Source organism: Paenibacillus yonginensis (genome assembly GCF_001685395.1).
Taxonomy (GTDB): Bacteria; Bacillota; Bacilli; order Paenibacillales; family Paenibacillaceae; genus Fontibacillus; species Fontibacillus yonginensis.
The window spans coordinates 2,275,968-2,289,989 of the sequence record NZ_CP014167.1 but is presented as its reverse complement, the minus strand read 5'-3'; the positions used below and the strand labels follow the sequence as shown (position 1 = coordinate 2,289,989).

Below are 14,022 nucleotides of genomic sequence, written 5' to 3'. Positions count from 1 at the left end.
CCCGTACGGCAAACCTAGATAGATGAAAGCGAGGAACCTCATGCCTGAAGGTTTAATCGTTAAAGCGTTAAGCGGCTATTATTATGTAAAACCCGATGCAGCGGATGAGGACGGAACGGTCCAGTGCCGCGGACGAGGAATCTTCAAAAAAAAAGGATTGTCCCCCCTTGTGGGAGATCGCGTCATTTATACGCCAACTGAAAACGGGGAAGGCACGGTGGATGAACTTTTGCCGCGGGAGACGGAGCTCATCCGTCCGCCCGTGGCTAATGCCAGTCTTGCCGTCCTGCTGTTTTCCGTGAAAGAGCCTGACTTGAATTTGCAGCTGCTCGATAAATTTCTTGTACATATTGAGCATGCGGGGCTCCGCGCGCTTATCTGTTTGACCAAACACGATTTAATGGACGCGCAGGAAGAGCAGCAGGTTGCCCGTACAGTAGAGCTTTATGAACAAGTGGGCTACAAGGTGCTTGTCACGAGTTCGCTTAAAGGCGAAGGAATGGAGCGGGTCAAAGAGAACCTGGCCGGCCATATCAGCGTCTTTGCCGGGCAGTCGGGGGTCGGGAAATCTTCGCTGCTGAATGCGATGCTTCCCGGCCTGACGCTTGAAACCAGCGAAATCAGCATGCGCCTGGGCCGCGGCCGTCATACGACCCGGCATGTCGAGCTGATCGAGCTCGACAACGGCGCTTATGTCGCCGATACGCCGGGATTCAGCCAGCTGGACTTTCTGGAGCTTGGCGTAGACGAGTTGTCCTCCTGTTTTATTGAATTCGCTCCCCTGGCGGAGCAGTGTAAATTCCGGGGCTGCAGTCATCTGCATGAACCCGGCTGCCGCGTAAGGGAAGCGGTGGAATCCGGCGGCATTGCCGCCAGTCGGTATGAGCATTATGTGGAGTTTTTCCAGGAAATGAAAGACAAGAAGCGGAGGTACTAAAGTTATGGTATATATTGCACCCTCTATTTTATCGGCTCGTTTTGACAAGCTAGGCGCGGAGATTGTGGAAGTGGAAGCTGCAGGAGCGGACTGGATTCACGTTGATGTCATGGACGGCCATTTTGTGCCGAATCTGACCTTCGGCCCGATCGTGATGGACGCGATTGCTCCCATCGCCAAGAAACCGCTGGATGTGCATTTGATGATCGAAAATCCGGAGAATTACATTCCGGCGTTTGCCAAAGCAGGAGCTCATGTGATTACTGTTCATGCAGAGGCCTGCGTGCATTTGCACCGTGTGCTGCATATGATCAAGGAACATGGCGTCAAAGCCGGCGTAGCGATTAATCCAGGGACACCGGTATCGGCTATCGAACAGGTGCTGGAAGACGTGGATCTGGTGCTTGTCATGACCGTTAACCCGGGTTTCGGCGGACAAGCCTTCATCCCGACGACAGTACGGAAAATCGCCGAAATCCGAAAGCTGCAGCAGGAGCGGGGCATTGCCCATCTGCATATTGAAGTAGACGGCGGCATTACGTCTGAGACGGCTCCGATCGTAGTGGAGGCCGGGGCAGACGTGCTGGTGGCCGGAAGCGCCGTATTCGGCCGGAGCGACCGGGCGGAGGCCATCCGCGAGATTCGTTCGAGCGTTGCGGTCTCCCGGGGCTGATGCCCTGACCGCGAAAAGGACAAGCAAGGTCAAGATCGAATGGAATAGGCGGAGTCCGCTTCGCATACAAATGGTTACATGAGCAGGCGTTTTTCTCATGTAGCCATTTTTTTGTGCGCGAAAGCGGGACTCGGGCACTCAGATCCGCATATGGTAATGGTGAGAACGATGGGGAGGGTGAAGCATGAAATTTTACACGTTTAGGCTGCCGAAGTTTCTGGGAGGTTTTGTGAAGGCTGTTTTGAATACATTTCAGAAGAATTAAAGAACAACTGTTGCCGGAGCAAAAGCGTAGGGAACCGGAACCCCTGCGCCTTTCCGCACAGGCAAGACATGAAAAAAGCACCTCTACAATTAAAGGTGCTTTTTGTTTATATGCGTATGTGATTAAACGCGTGTTACTTTGCCGGATTTCAGGGCACGAGTGCTGACATAAACGCGTTTTGGTTTACCGTCGACCAAGATCCGTACTTTCTGCACGTTTACGCCCCAAGAACGGCGGTTACGGTTGTTTGCGTGGGAAACGTGGTTACCGGTGCTTGGTTTCTTGCCAGTTACATAACATTTGCGGGACATTGATTACACCTCCTTATTCCAAGACGATCATCTTGAAAACACAACACTTTAAATATAATATCACAGCAAAAAAAGCTACGTCAACAGCTGTGTAAACATTATTTCCCGCCTCCCGGCATCTTTTATTTATTTCTCTTTGTTCTTATAGTACAATGTTGTTTAAAGCCGGGCATCCCTGATGCGGTTTGATAGCTGGTTCAGGGAGGTTTGCACTCGGGCGGATCTGATCAGGCGATTGGCCACCAGCGATCCGGGAACTGTAGTTTGACCTGACCATGCATTTTTGATTTTATAAATGATTTGGCGTTAAGAAGAAGCGGGAGTCAGGAAGTTCTGGTATCGGACCGGTTTGGTATAGACAAAAATGAAGTATAGGAGCCGCAGAGGAAACCGGCTGAATAAGGAGCCGCTAATTTCACTGCGCAATAGCGTATTCAAGCTAGGAAGGGGAATTCTCATTGAGTAAGCGTTCTCTAAATGGAACAGATTTCAGCGCGATGGTTCTTGCCGGAGCGGAGCAGTTGCACAGGCATGCCGAGCATGTCAATTCACTAAACGTATTTCCGGTACCGGATGGTGATACCGGAACCAACATGAATTTGACGATGACAAACGGGGTAACGGAGCTGCGCAAACAGGATACCGGAGGTGTGGGAACCAGAGCTGCCGTTCTTTCCAAGGGACTGCTGATGGGGGCCCGCGGCAACTCGGGAGTGATTTTGTCCCAGCTGTTTCGCGGGTTTGGCCGCTATGCAGCGTCATATGAAGAATTAAACGCTGTGCAATTCGCCTTGGCGCTGCAGAGCGGGGTAGATACTGCTTATAAAGCCGTTGTCAAACCGGTTGAGGGGACGATCTTAACGGTGGCGAAAGAGGCGGCGAAACAGGCCGTTTATTTATCGCGCCGTACGAGCGACGTGACTGAACTGATGAACGGGGTGCTGACTAAAGCGAAGGAAGCCTTGGCTCAAACGCCGGAGCAGCTGCCCGTACTGAAGCAGGTTGGAGTCGTAGACTCGGGCGGACAAGGGCTTGTATATATTTATCAAGGGTTTGCCGACTATTTGAACGGAGTGGCGCCGCAAACATCGGGCACGACGGGCGTGCCTGAAGGACAAGCTGGCTCGAAACCTTCTGCCGGTGCCTTGATGGTGAAAGAGACGGCTGTGCAGACTGTCCAGCGGCCGTTTGCAGAAGTGCCGATGTCGGCCCAGGCCAAGCTTGAAACGGAAGATATAGAATTTCTGTACGACATGGAATTTTTTATCAACCGCAAGCTTGGAGAAGGGCAGAAGGCCCCTTTCCTGGAGGATGCCTTCCGCAGCGCTTTGGCTGTTAACGGCGATTCGATTATTGTTATTGCAGACGACGAAATCATCAAGGTGCATGTTCATTCCAAGGCGCCTGGCGAAGTGCTTAATCTTGCGCTGAAGTATGGGGAAATTACGCAGATTCATATTCTGAATATGCGGGAGCAGCACAGGGACCTGCTGACTGCGGGCATGGATGCGGCACCGGCTCCTGAGCTGTTTGCCGAAATGCCGGCCGAACCGGCAAGGCAGGAAGACCCGGCCATTCTGCCTGCTGATGAGCTCGCCCCGTACGGCTTTATTGCGGTAGCCTCTGGCGACGGCATCACAGAGATCTTTAGAAGTCTTGGCGTAGACATCGTTTTGTCCGGCGGACAAACAATGAACCCGAGCACGGAAGATTTTGTGAACGCGGTGCAGTCGATTACGGCTCAGCATGTATTCATTCTGCCGAACAATTCGAATATTGTGCTGGCAGCCCAGCAGGCGCGTGATCTGCTGGAAGGAGAACGCAGTGTTACGGTCATTCCGAGCAAAAGCATTCCGCAGGGCATGGCAGCGGCATTTTCGTTCCAGGAGGAAGACGACGTCCAGGTGAACGAAAGCCGCATGACAGCGGCGGTCCATGAGGTCAGAACCGGACAGGTGACTTACGCGGTCCGCGACACTACTTTTGACGGCCTGGAAATCCGCGCCGGGCATTATATCGGCATCGCCGATTCCCAAATTGTGGCTACGGAAGAGAATATGCTGGCCACCTGTCAGGAGCTGCTGGCCAAAATGCTTGTGAACGGCGACGAGGTAGTGACGATTCTGACCGGTGAAGAGGCCAAGGAAGAAGAAACGCTGCTGCTGACCGGATGGCTGAAGGAACATTATCCGGACGCAGAGGTCGAAGCTCATGAAGGCGGTCAGCCAATCTATTATTATTTGTTCTCGGTGGAAGGATAAAACAGGGCCGGGAGCATAGTCAGGGGGATCAAAATGGCGAAACCCGTTATCGTGACAGACAGCACAGCCGATGTACCCAAATCTATCGTTGAAGCTTACGGGATTCATGTCATTCCGATGGTGGTCCGGTTTGGTGAGGACTCTTATCGTGAAGGAATCGATCTGACGGCAGGCGAATTCTATGAACGGCTGGAGCGTGAGAAGGAGCTGCCGACCACGTCCCAAACTTCGCCTTCGCAATATATGGAGGTGTTCCGGGGGCTGCTGGAAGCCAATCCAGACAGCGCTGTGATTTCCATTCACCTTTCTTCCGGGATGAGCGGGACTTATCAGGCTTCTATGCTTGGCAAAGAAATGCTCGAAGAAGAGCTTGGACATCCGGTGGACGTGCATGTAGTCGACTCCAGGTGCGCAAGCTACGGCTTCGGCATGCTGGTCACAGCCGCGGCCCGCATGGCGGAAGAAGGGGCGGACACGGCTTCGATTCTCAAGGAAGTCGAACGGTTGCGGCAGGTCCGGCATCTGTATTTTATGGTCGATACGCTGGAATATCTGCAGAAAGGCGGCCGGATTGGCCGGGCTACCGCGCTGCTGGGGACGCTGCTGAACATCAAACCGATTCTTTCGGTAGGCGAAGACGGTGTTATTTATTCGGTGGACAAAGCCAGGGGGCGGAAGAAAGCGATCGCTCGCATGATGGAGCTGTTCCGCAAAGACTTTGGCGAGGTGAAAGATATCCATGCGGCGCTCGCCGATTCGGCCAACCCGGAGGGAGCCGAAGAAATTTTGGCGGAGCTGCGGAATCATTTTACGCTGCATGAGGTGGTTCGAACAGATATCGGCGCCGTCGTTGGCGCTCATGTTGGGCGCGGGACGGTTGCTGTATTTTGCTGGCCAGCGAGGGATTAGAGATGCTGTTAAACGAAATTCCTGTAAAAAAAGTCAGCGGCGTGAGTGCTCTCAAAGAAGGGGAGCTTCACGCCTTTCATATCTTTACGGTAGCCGATTTGCTGGAATATTATCCATTCCGTTATGAGGATTACCGGCTTAGGCCGCTGAGCGAGGTGCAGGACGGCGAGAAAGCGACCGTGCAGGCCAAGGTGTTTGGTCTGCCGGTCCTGCAGCGCTACGGCAAGAAATCCAGGTTGACCTGCAAAATGATGGCGGACGACTGGATGTTCACGGCCACCTGGTTTAACCGCCATTTCCTGAAGGAGCAGCTGACGCCCGGGCGGGAGGTAACGCTGACCGGCAAATGGGATATGCGCCGGATGCAGCTGACCGTCTCGGATTCGGAGTTTCCGGATCAGGGGGCAAGCCGCAGCGGCAGCCTGCAGCCGGTCTATTCGGTAGGCGGGAACATAACGCAGGCCTGGATGCGCAAGACGATCAAGCAGGCGCTGATGCAATACGGCGAGATGATCCCGGAGATTCTGCCGCAGGAGCTTGTGCAGCAATATGGTCTGATGGCGCGCAGCCGGGCGATTCAGCGCATCCACCAGCCGGTGGATAACGAGGAAGGCCAGCAGGCGCGGCGGCGGATGGTGTACGAGGAGTTATTCCTGTTTCAACTGAAGCTGCAGGTGTACCGGGCAATGAATCAGCAGCGCCAGGATGGGGTACAGCATACGGTCGATAATGCAACGATGCGCGAGTTCGTGCGCAGCCTGCCCTTTGAGCTGACGGACGCGCAGAAGAAGGTGGAGCTGGAGATCCTGCAGGATATGCGCTCTCCTTACTGCATGAACCGCTTGCTGCAGGGCGATGTAGGCTCCGGCAAAACAGTGGTGGCGGCTTTGGCACTGTATGCGGCCGTCAAATCGGGATATCAGGGCGCGCTTATGGTCCCGACGGAAATTTTGGCCGAGCAGCATGCCCGCTCTCTGGCGAAATTGTTTGAGCCGTTTGGGATTACGGTAGGTCTGCTTACGGGCAGCATTACAGGGCGCAAAAGAAAAGACCTGCTCGCTTCGCTGCAGATGGGACTGACCGATATTGTGGTCGGCACCCATGCGCTGATTCAGGAGGATGTGTTCTTTAGGGCGCTGGGTCTTGTGGTTACGGATGAGCAGCACCGCTTTGGCGTCAACCAGCGCAGCATTCTGCGGCGCAAAGGTTATAATCCGGACGTGCTGACGATGACGGCAACGCCGATTCCACGCACGCTGGCGATTACGGCTTTCGGCGACATGGACGTCTCCACCTTGTCCGAACGTCCGGCAGGCCGCAAGCCGATCTCGACTTATTGGGTCAAGCACGGCATGATGGACCGGGTGCTTGGTTTTATCAACCGTGAGATCAGCCAGGGGCGGCAGGCTTACCTGATCTGTCCGCTGATCGAGGAATCGGACAAGCTGGATGTGCAGAATGCGATTGATTTATTTGTTTCGATGCAGCAGGCGTTCCCGGACTTTCAAGTAGGGCTGCTGCACGGGCGGATGACGCCGGCGGAGAAAGAAGAAGCGATGCGTCTGTTCTACGCGAACGAAACGCAGCTGCTCGTTTCGACGACGGTCGTCGAGGTCGGCGTAGACGTGCCGAATGCGACGCTGATGATCGTCATGGACGCCGACCGGTTCGGGCTGTCGCAGCTGCACCAGCTGCGCGGCCGGGTCGGGCGGGGAGAGCACGCGTCTTATTGCGTGCTCATCGCGGATCCGAAGTCGGAGGTGGGTCAGGAGCGCATGCGCGTCATGACCGAAACGGACGACGGCTTCGAGGTGGCCCGGCGGGACCTGGAGCTGCGCGGTCCCGGCGATTTCTTCGGCACGAAGCAGAGCGGTGTGCCGGAGTTCCGAATCGCGGACATGGTCAGCGATTTCGCGGTGCTGGAGGCGGCGAGGGACGACGCCGCCGAGCTGGTGCGGGAGCCGGCGTTCTGGACGTCGCCGGCTTATCTGCCGCTGCGGGAATACCTGCAGCGGGAGCAGATTTTGCAGGGCGAGCTGATCGACTAGCGGATTGCGGTCAGCCTGCGTTTTTTTTGACCGATAAGGATGCTCCAAAGGAGCCGGATCAACCAGCCGGAGGGTACGGCGGCAATTTTCCTGGCACTTGGGACAAGTGCACCGTCATATACTGGGGAAGACGACAGTTTTGACGGGAGGTGCCATAGAACTTGGGTTATCAGCAGTTTGGGATCAGCCAGCAGCTTGTGCAGCGGGTAAAGCTGAAGATGAAAAATCCGGTGGTGAAGGACCGGATCAAGAAGCTTGTGGAGAATGTGAATAAAGCGGATCTGCAGGATCCTGCCAAAGTCCGCCGGCTTGTAAAAAGCGCTTCGGTTATACTTAACGAACGTTTGACCAGTGTGCAGGAAGAGCAGATGACGCAATTTGTGCTTGCACAGCGAATCGATCCGAAGAATACGTTCCACCTGATCAAGTTGTGGGGCATGTTCCGCTAAGGTTAAGAGGGCTCAGCCCTAATCGGATCTCAAGCCCAAGCCGTTCAGGCCCGCCGGGAACCCCGGCGGGTTTTTGCTGCCTTGTGGTTTGACTTTGATCAAATGTCCGTGCCGATTGCTCCTCAGTGCCGGGATGAGGCGAGGGGGCATCCCGGGCGCCAAATTTGCTTTTTATGAACCATAGGTGTAGTTTGGGTAGAGAGCACAAAGGGGGATAACACCATGATCCGATTGAAGAAACCGGAAGAAATTGAACAAATGAAAATGGCGAATTTTATTGTGGCCGACTGCCACCGGGAAATTGCGAAGCTGATTGAGCCGGGCATTACCACGCTGGAAATCAATGATTTCGTAGCCCGCCATATTACAAAGCTTGGAGGCAAGCAGTTTACGAAAGGTTATAACGGATTTCCCGCTGAAACCTGCGCTTCGGTTAATGATGTGATAGCCCACGGCTTCCCGAATCGTACCCCGTTAAAGGAAGGGGATATCGTCAAAATGGATATCGTAGCTGAATATGATGGCTGGTTTGGGGATTCCGCCTGGTGTTACGCGGTCGGCGAGATCAGCGAGAATGCGCGAAAATTGATGGAGGTCACCAAGGAATGTCTGTACCTGGGGATTGAGCAGGCGCTTCCGGGCAAACGTCTGGGCGATATTGGACATGCCATCCAGGTTCATGCGGAAAGCAGCGGCTTCTCTGTAGTCCGGGATTTGCTGGCCCATGGAATTGGACGTGCGCTCCATGAAGAGCCGAACTTTGAACATGTCGGCCAGCCAGGCAAAGGGCTGCTGCTAAAGGAAGGAATGGTACTGACGATTGAGCCGATGATTAATGAGGGCACGTTCCGGATTACCATCGACGAGGACGAATGGACGGCCCGGACGGCAGACGGCCGCTTGTCCGCCCAATATGAACATACGGTAGCGATTACGGCAGACGGGCCTCTGATTTTGACAGCTCAGTAGTCAACGGAGAGCAGAGGGGCATCAAGCCGCCGCTTATTATTAAAAGAAAGAGCCCGGACATTGTCCGGGCTCTTGTGCGACTCTGAGGCGTTCTGCCCTATGCTGCTGCTAAGTATACCGTGAAAGCCGGATGGCTTCACGGACGATAGCTGGGTCAGTCAATTTGTGCGAGCGAGCATGACCAGATTGTCAAACGGCTCAGAACATCCGTCTGTTTCAGACGGTTAATCTGTCAGTCCTTACAGGAAGAATGTGCGGGAAATGATAACCAGAAGAATGAACAAAACCAAAATTACGCCAGTGGAAGTCCAAAGACCGCCTACTGGTCCGCCTACTGGTCCACAACCTACGCCTGCTACTTCACCCATGGAAAATTCCTCCTAATCAAATTTTAAATTTTAATTTGTTAAATCGTACCTTTCCGGCCTTGCCGAACAAGAGCAGCTTAGTAAACGAATCCAAAGCTGCGAGTGATAATTACGAGGAGAATGAACAGAACCAAGATCGCTCCAGTGGAAGTCCAGAGTCCGCCGCCTACCGGGCCGCAACCTGCTCCATAAGTCATTGTTGTTTCCTCCTTTTCAGGAATTGTTACTTTCTGAATCATAGTATGAAGGGGAGGCGTATTCGTTATGGACATATACCCAGATGAAACGCCCAAATCTGTATGGTCCGGCAGCCGCGTCTGCTCGCTATTTTGGCAAGGGAGCGGCAGGTGATTGTCCCCGTCTCAAGCTGGGTGAAATAACCATTGCATAACGAACATACATTCGGTATATAATGATATGCGAACGTATTTTCGGTTTTGTGATGGGGAGTGAGAGAGTGAAGACGGAGCGTGTCATTATGCTGGCAGACGGGCAGTCGTTTTATGCCTCGGTGGAGAAGGCGGGCAGGCCTGATCTGAAAAACAAACCGGTAGCGGTAGGGGATCCTTCCCGTCGCTCCGGCATCATCCTTGCAGCCTGCCCGATCGCCAAATCGCGGGGCATAACTACTGCCGAACGGGTAGGGGAGGCGCTTGCCAAATGTCCGGACCTGGTGGTAATCCGTCCGCGGATGCAAACCTATATCGCCGTCTCTCTATTGATTACGGAAATTTTTGAATCGTTTACGGATCAGGTCGAGCCTTATTCGATTGATGAGCAGTTCCTGGATGTAACAGGGTCCATTCCTTATTTTGGTCCACCGGAAGAGATCGCCCGGCAAATCCAGACGCGTGTGCTGCTCTCAACGGGTGTCTGGACCCGGTGCGGAATCGGCCCAAGCAAGATTTTGGCCAAGATGGCGACGGACAATTTTGCCAAAAAGAAACCGGAGGGCATATTTAAACTGGATGCCGCCAATATTGAAACCGAGCTCTGGCAGCTGCCTGTGCACCAAATGTTTATGACGGCCTCCCGCATGACCCGGCATTTTAAACGAATGGGGCTGCATCAGATTGGAGATATCGCCAGGCTGGATCTAGGGGATTTCAAACGCCGCATGCGCCAGGAAATGGGCAAGCAAAGCGACATTCAGGCAGAATATTACTGGCAGACGGCAAGAGGCATCGACCCGAGCCCGGTAGTGGCCGGTATACGGGGCAGGCTGAAATCAGTCAGCCATGGCAAAGCGCTGCGCAGCAGCTTGTACCGGAGCCTCGAAGACATCGAGGTTGTGCTGCTGGAGCTGGTCGTGGAGGTATGCCGCCGCTGCAGAAGATGGGGGTATATCGGGCGAGTAGTGACGGTAGGAGCAGTCGAGACGGATGGCCGCCGTACAGCATCGTTCAGCCGTCAGATGACGCTTCCGGAGGCAACGTCCCTTTCTCATGAGGTGGCTGCGGCTGCCCGGCATATTTTCCGCAAGTATTGGAGGGGAATGTCCCTCAGCCGTTTGCATGTTTCACTTACGGATCTGACTGATCCTGGTGGGGTGCAGCTTACTCTTTTTGATGACCGGATCAAGGCTTATAGACTGGAACAAGCGGCCGACCTGATTAAAGACCGATACGGCAGCGATGCTATTGTCAGCGCATCTTCCTTGCTGGAATCTGGGGTTGCCAGGGAAAGAGCCGGACAAATTGGGGGGCATTACAAATGAGTAAATTGGATGGGAACGAGCGCTGGAAATCCAAAATGCTGCTCACCGAACATCAGGAGCAGTACGAGCAGCGCCGCGCCGACGGGGCAAAAGTGCCTGCTTCTCGGCCTACGGAGGCGGAAATGATTATGATTCGCGATTATATTTTGCTTCCTTACATGCTGAGCATGGTGGAGAAAAGCCTGGATGACATGGAGCATCGCGCCAATTTGCTGAAACCTCTTTATTTAATGGCAGGCAAGGTCGTGAGGAGCAGAATCAGCGAGGATCTGTACCTTTTGCGGCGGGAACTGGCCCGGCGGAATATTCGGGTGTTTCGTGATGAACAGGAGGAGATGGTGGTCTACCACCGTTTTGTATGCAGAGGTTACGAAGACCGGCTGGGTCTGGTGCGTGATGTGGTCCGGGCAGAAATCAGCGTTCGTTTGACCAGATACCTGAAAGAAATGGCGGCACGTTTGACGGCCGGCGGATGAACCGGCAGAATATAGGGCAAAACGAAAGGGAGGGGCAAATGAAATAAGAGGGGCAGCTCTTACTCCTTAATAAACACATGAGTTGACGTTTTATGATATAAAATATAACGCTATTTTCGGATGAAAATCGAATTTTTTGGTATTTCAGGGTCTTCACTGCATTTTTCATGTGCGAATATGTTCCAACTGCACGTCTTCTCATGTAATATATAGGAGTAGTCTGAGAAGAACGGTCGCCAGGGCCGCAGCTTTCTACATACCACTTAAGGAAGGGAAGTATTGGATATGCGGGTAGGGATTCCAAAGGAGATCAAAAATAACGAAAATCGTATTGCCATTACGCCGGCAGGCGTAGATACGTTGGTTCGTGCCGGGCATGAGGTCTGGATCGAAAGAGCGGCAGGCCAGGGCAGCGGCTTTGCGGACGAGGAATATCTGGCCAAAGGAGCCCATGTAGCAGAGAGTGCCGCGGAAGTTTGGTCGCGCGCCGAGATGATCATGAAGGTCAAAGAACCCCTGCCCGAGGAATACGGGTTCTTCCGTGAAGGCTTGATTCTATTCACTTATCTTCACCTGGCTCCAGAGCCCGAATTGACGCGAGCCCTGGTAGAAAGCGGGGTCCATGCCGTAGCCTATGAAACGGTCCAGCTTGAGGATGGTTCGCTGCCGCTGCTTACGCCGATGAGCGAGGTGGCCGGGCGGATGGCCGTGCAGATCGGAGCTCAGTTTCTGGAGAAGCCGTACGGAGGGAAAGGCATTTTGCTGGCCGGCGTTCCGGGAGTAGCTCCGGCAGAAGTGGTGATTGTAGGCGGCGGCGTCGTGGGAACCAATGCAGCCAAAATTGCGCTGGGCATGGGGGCAAAAGTGACGCTGCTTGACCTTAATGCAAGCCGGCTCCGTTATTTGGATGAAATTTTCGGCGGACGTTTAACGACGGTTATGTCGAGTCCGTATAACCTTGAGCATGCTGTAGCCAAAGCGGATCTGGTTATAGGAGCGGTGCTGATTCCGGGTGCGCGTGCGCCAAAGCTGGTCAAAGAATATATGGTGCAGCAAATGAGCGAAGGTTCCGTGATCGTGGATGTGGCGATTGATCAGGGCGGTTCAGTAGAGACGATTGACCGGGTAACAACCCATGCGAACCCGACGTATACGAAACATGGCGTCATTCATTACGCTGTAGCCAATATGCCTGGGGCGGTGGCGCGGACCTCCACGCTGGCTCTGACCAATGTCACGATGCCTTATGCGCTTCAAATTGCTAATCTCGGTCTGGCGGACAGCGTCCGCAGCAACCGGGCTTTGGCCAAAGGGGTCAACGTGTCGGCAGGCCAAGTAACTAATGAAGCTGTAGCGCTCAGTCTTGGATATGCCTATATGCCGGCTGAGGAAATTCTGGGAGCCCGAATGAAGGGGTGAAGCCTCGCTTAGTTCCTCCGTTTAGCCTATACTCATGGAAATGTCACGAACAGGATGGCAGGTTTTGTGACATTTCAATAGGCTGAAGACTATACTGTATAGAGACACATGAGGAGTACCGGACAACAACAGGAGGATGACGGATGAGAAAAGGAACTAGAAGAGTAGCAATCGTAGGGGCAGGCATGGTCGGCTCCGGCTGTGCTTATTCGATGATTAACCAGTCGATCTGCGATGAAATTATGATTATCGACCGCACTTATGATAAGGCGGTGGCGCAGGCGCTTGATTTGTCGCATTGCATGGAGTTTACTTCGACGCGCACCAAGGTTTATGCAGGAACGTTGGAGGATTGCACCGACATGGATGTCATTATTTTAACGGCGGGCCGAAATCCGAAAGGCATGCAGTCGCGGCTTGCCTTGCTTGAGGATGCCAAGGCCATCACGAAGGATATTATCGATCGGATCATGGCCAGCGGCTTTGATGGTGTGTTTGTGGTCGCTGCCAATCCGGTCGACATCGTCACCTATCTGGTACGTGAAATTTCCGGGCTGCCGCGCGGCCGGGTGCTTGGAACGGGGACCTCGATCGATTCCTCCCGGCTCAAAACATTGCTGTCCGAAGTGTTCTCCATCGATCCCCGCAGCGTGCAGGGCTATGCGCTTGGCGAACACGGCGATTCCCAATTTGTGGCCTGGTCGCATGTGACGATTGGAGGCAAACCGATTCTGCACATTCTGGAGCAGCATAAAGAGCGGTTTAAAGCCTTTAATCTTGAGACGATTGAGCAGCGGACCAAAGATGCCGGATGGGAGATTTTTACCCGGAAGGGCAATACGCAGTTCGGCATCGGCAATGCTTTAGCTTACATCACCCGCTCGATTCTGAATGACGAGCATAAAATTATTGCCGTTTCCGCGATTTTGGACGGCGAATATGGGCAGCAGGATCTTAGCATCGGCGTGCCGGCGATTGTTGGCAAAGGCGGCATTCAGGAAATTCTGGAGCTGAACCTGTCGACTGGCGAGGAGCAAAAGTTCCGGCAGTCGTGCCGGGTCATCAAAGACAATATAATGAAGCTGGCGGAGACAGTTTGAGCAAGCCGCCGGCGGGAAGAAGCGGAAGAAAGGCAGTGCCTGGAAGTCAGGCCGGCCTTTCTTTTTCGCATGTAATGATAAGAAGGGCAAAAGAAGCCCATCAGGAGGCTGGTGTTTCAG

At 53.8% G+C, this 14,022-nt stretch carries 15 protein-coding genes; 12 read left to right on the top strand and 3 right to left on the bottom strand.

Translation table 11 applies throughout. The features are described from left to right. The first annotated feature begins 40 nt into the window (after positions 1-40). The 3 genes from rsgA (at position 41) to spoVM (ending at position 1,875) form a co-directional block, all read left to right on the top strand. A complete protein-coding gene (gene rsgA, locus AWM70_RS10555) occupies positions 41-937 on the top strand; it encodes a ribosome small subunit-dependent GTPase A (RefSeq protein WP_068696198.1) in 897 nt (298 codons plus the stop codon). Positions 938-941: 4 nt separating this feature from the next. Then, positions 942-1,610, top strand: coding sequence for a ribulose-phosphate 3-epimerase (gene rpe, locus AWM70_RS10550; protein WP_068696196.1), 669 nt, complete (start codon positions 942-944; stop codon positions 1,608-1,610). 184 nt (positions 1,611-1,794) lie between these two features. Then, entirely contained in the window at positions 1,795-1,875 is an 81-nt protein-coding gene (gene spoVM / locus AWM70_RS10545) for a stage V sporulation protein SpoVM (protein WP_068696195.1), read from the top strand. Between the two features lie 122 nt (positions 1,876-1,997). On the opposite strand, the gene rpmB is transcribed toward spoVM, so the two are convergent. Beyond that, a complete protein-coding gene (gene rpmB, locus AWM70_RS10540; protein WP_068696193.1) occupies positions 1,998-2,186 on the bottom strand; it encodes a 50S ribosomal protein L28 in 189 nt (62 codons plus the stop codon). Positions 2,187-2,644: 458 nt separating this feature from the next. Here rpmB and AWM70_RS10535 point away from each other — a divergent pair, with 458 nt between their 5' ends. The 5 genes from AWM70_RS10535 (at position 2,645) to map (ending at position 8,822) form a co-directional block, all read left to right on the top strand. After that, positions 2,645-4,447: a DAK2 domain-containing protein gene (locus tag AWM70_RS10535; protein WP_068696191.1), complete on the top strand. Its 1,803-nt coding sequence runs from the start codon at positions 2,645-2,647 to the stop codon at positions 4,445-4,447. Positions 4,448-4,480: 33 nt separating this feature from the next. Then, complete coding sequence (locus tag AWM70_RS10530; protein ID WP_068696189.1) at positions 4,481-5,356, top strand: DegV family protein; 876 nt, start codon at positions 4,481-4,483, stop codon at positions 5,354-5,356. A gap of 2 nt (positions 5,357-5,358) precedes the next feature. After that, complete coding sequence (recG, locus tag AWM70_RS10525) at positions 5,359-7,404, top strand: ATP-dependent DNA helicase RecG (RefSeq protein ID WP_068696188.1); 2,046 nt, start codon at positions 5,359-5,361, stop codon at positions 7,402-7,404. A 161-nt stretch (positions 7,405-7,565) separates the two neighbouring features. Continuing rightward, entirely contained in the window at positions 7,566-7,853 is a 288-nt protein-coding gene (locus tag AWM70_RS10520) for a stage VI sporulation protein F (RefSeq protein ID WP_068696186.1), read from the top strand. Between the two features lie 222 nt (positions 7,854-8,075). After that, the gene (map, locus tag AWM70_RS10515) at positions 8,076-8,822 is read left to right on the top strand and encodes a type I methionyl aminopeptidase (protein ID WP_068696184.1); all 747 of its coding nucleotides are present in this window, start codon (positions 8,076-8,078) and stop codon (positions 8,820-8,822) included. Positions 8,823-9,061: 239 nt separating this feature from the next. Here map and AWM70_RS24120 read toward each other — a convergent pair whose 3' ends face one another. Both AWM70_RS24120 and AWM70_RS23825 read right to left on the bottom strand, forming a co-directional pair. Further along, the gene (locus AWM70_RS24120) at positions 9,062-9,190 is read right to left on the bottom strand and encodes a hypothetical protein (protein ID WP_257784544.1); all 129 of its coding nucleotides are present in this window, start codon (positions 9,188-9,190) and stop codon (positions 9,062-9,064) included. 77 nt (positions 9,191-9,267) lie between these two features. Further along, complete coding sequence (locus AWM70_RS23825) at positions 9,268-9,387, bottom strand: sporulation protein YjcZ (RefSeq protein ID WP_083180232.1); 120 nt, start codon at positions 9,385-9,387, stop codon at positions 9,268-9,270. A gap of 260 nt (positions 9,388-9,647) precedes the next feature. Here AWM70_RS23825 and AWM70_RS10510 point away from each other — a divergent pair, with 260 nt between their 5' ends. The 4 genes from AWM70_RS10510 to AWM70_RS10495 all read left to right on the top strand — a co-directional run bounded on the left by AWM70_RS10510 (position 9,648) and on the right by AWM70_RS10495 (position 13,902). After that, complete coding sequence (locus AWM70_RS10510; protein WP_237167880.1) at positions 9,648-10,907, top strand: DNA polymerase IV; 1,260 nt, start codon at positions 9,648-9,650, stop codon at positions 10,905-10,907. After that, positions 10,904-11,383 carry a YhjD family protein gene (locus tag AWM70_RS10505; RefSeq protein WP_068696182.1) on the top strand — a complete coding sequence of 160 codons (480 nt, stop codon included), beginning with the start codon at positions 10,904-10,906 and terminating at the stop codon, positions 11,381-11,383. Before AWM70_RS10510 ends, AWM70_RS10505 begins: the two co-directional genes overlap by 4 nt. 285 nt (positions 11,384-11,668) lie before the next feature. Further along, positions 11,669-12,802 (top strand): alanine dehydrogenase, encoded by a 1,134-nt coding sequence (gene ald / locus AWM70_RS10500; protein WP_068700561.1) that lies wholly within the window; start codon positions 11,669-11,671, stop codon positions 12,800-12,802. A gap of 143 nt (positions 12,803-12,945) precedes the next feature. Then, positions 12,946-13,902 carry an L-lactate dehydrogenase gene (locus AWM70_RS10495; protein WP_068696180.1) on the top strand — a complete coding sequence of 319 codons (957 nt, stop codon included), beginning with the start codon at positions 12,946-12,948 and terminating at the stop codon, positions 13,900-13,902. Positions 13,903-14,022: the final 120 nt, after the last annotated feature.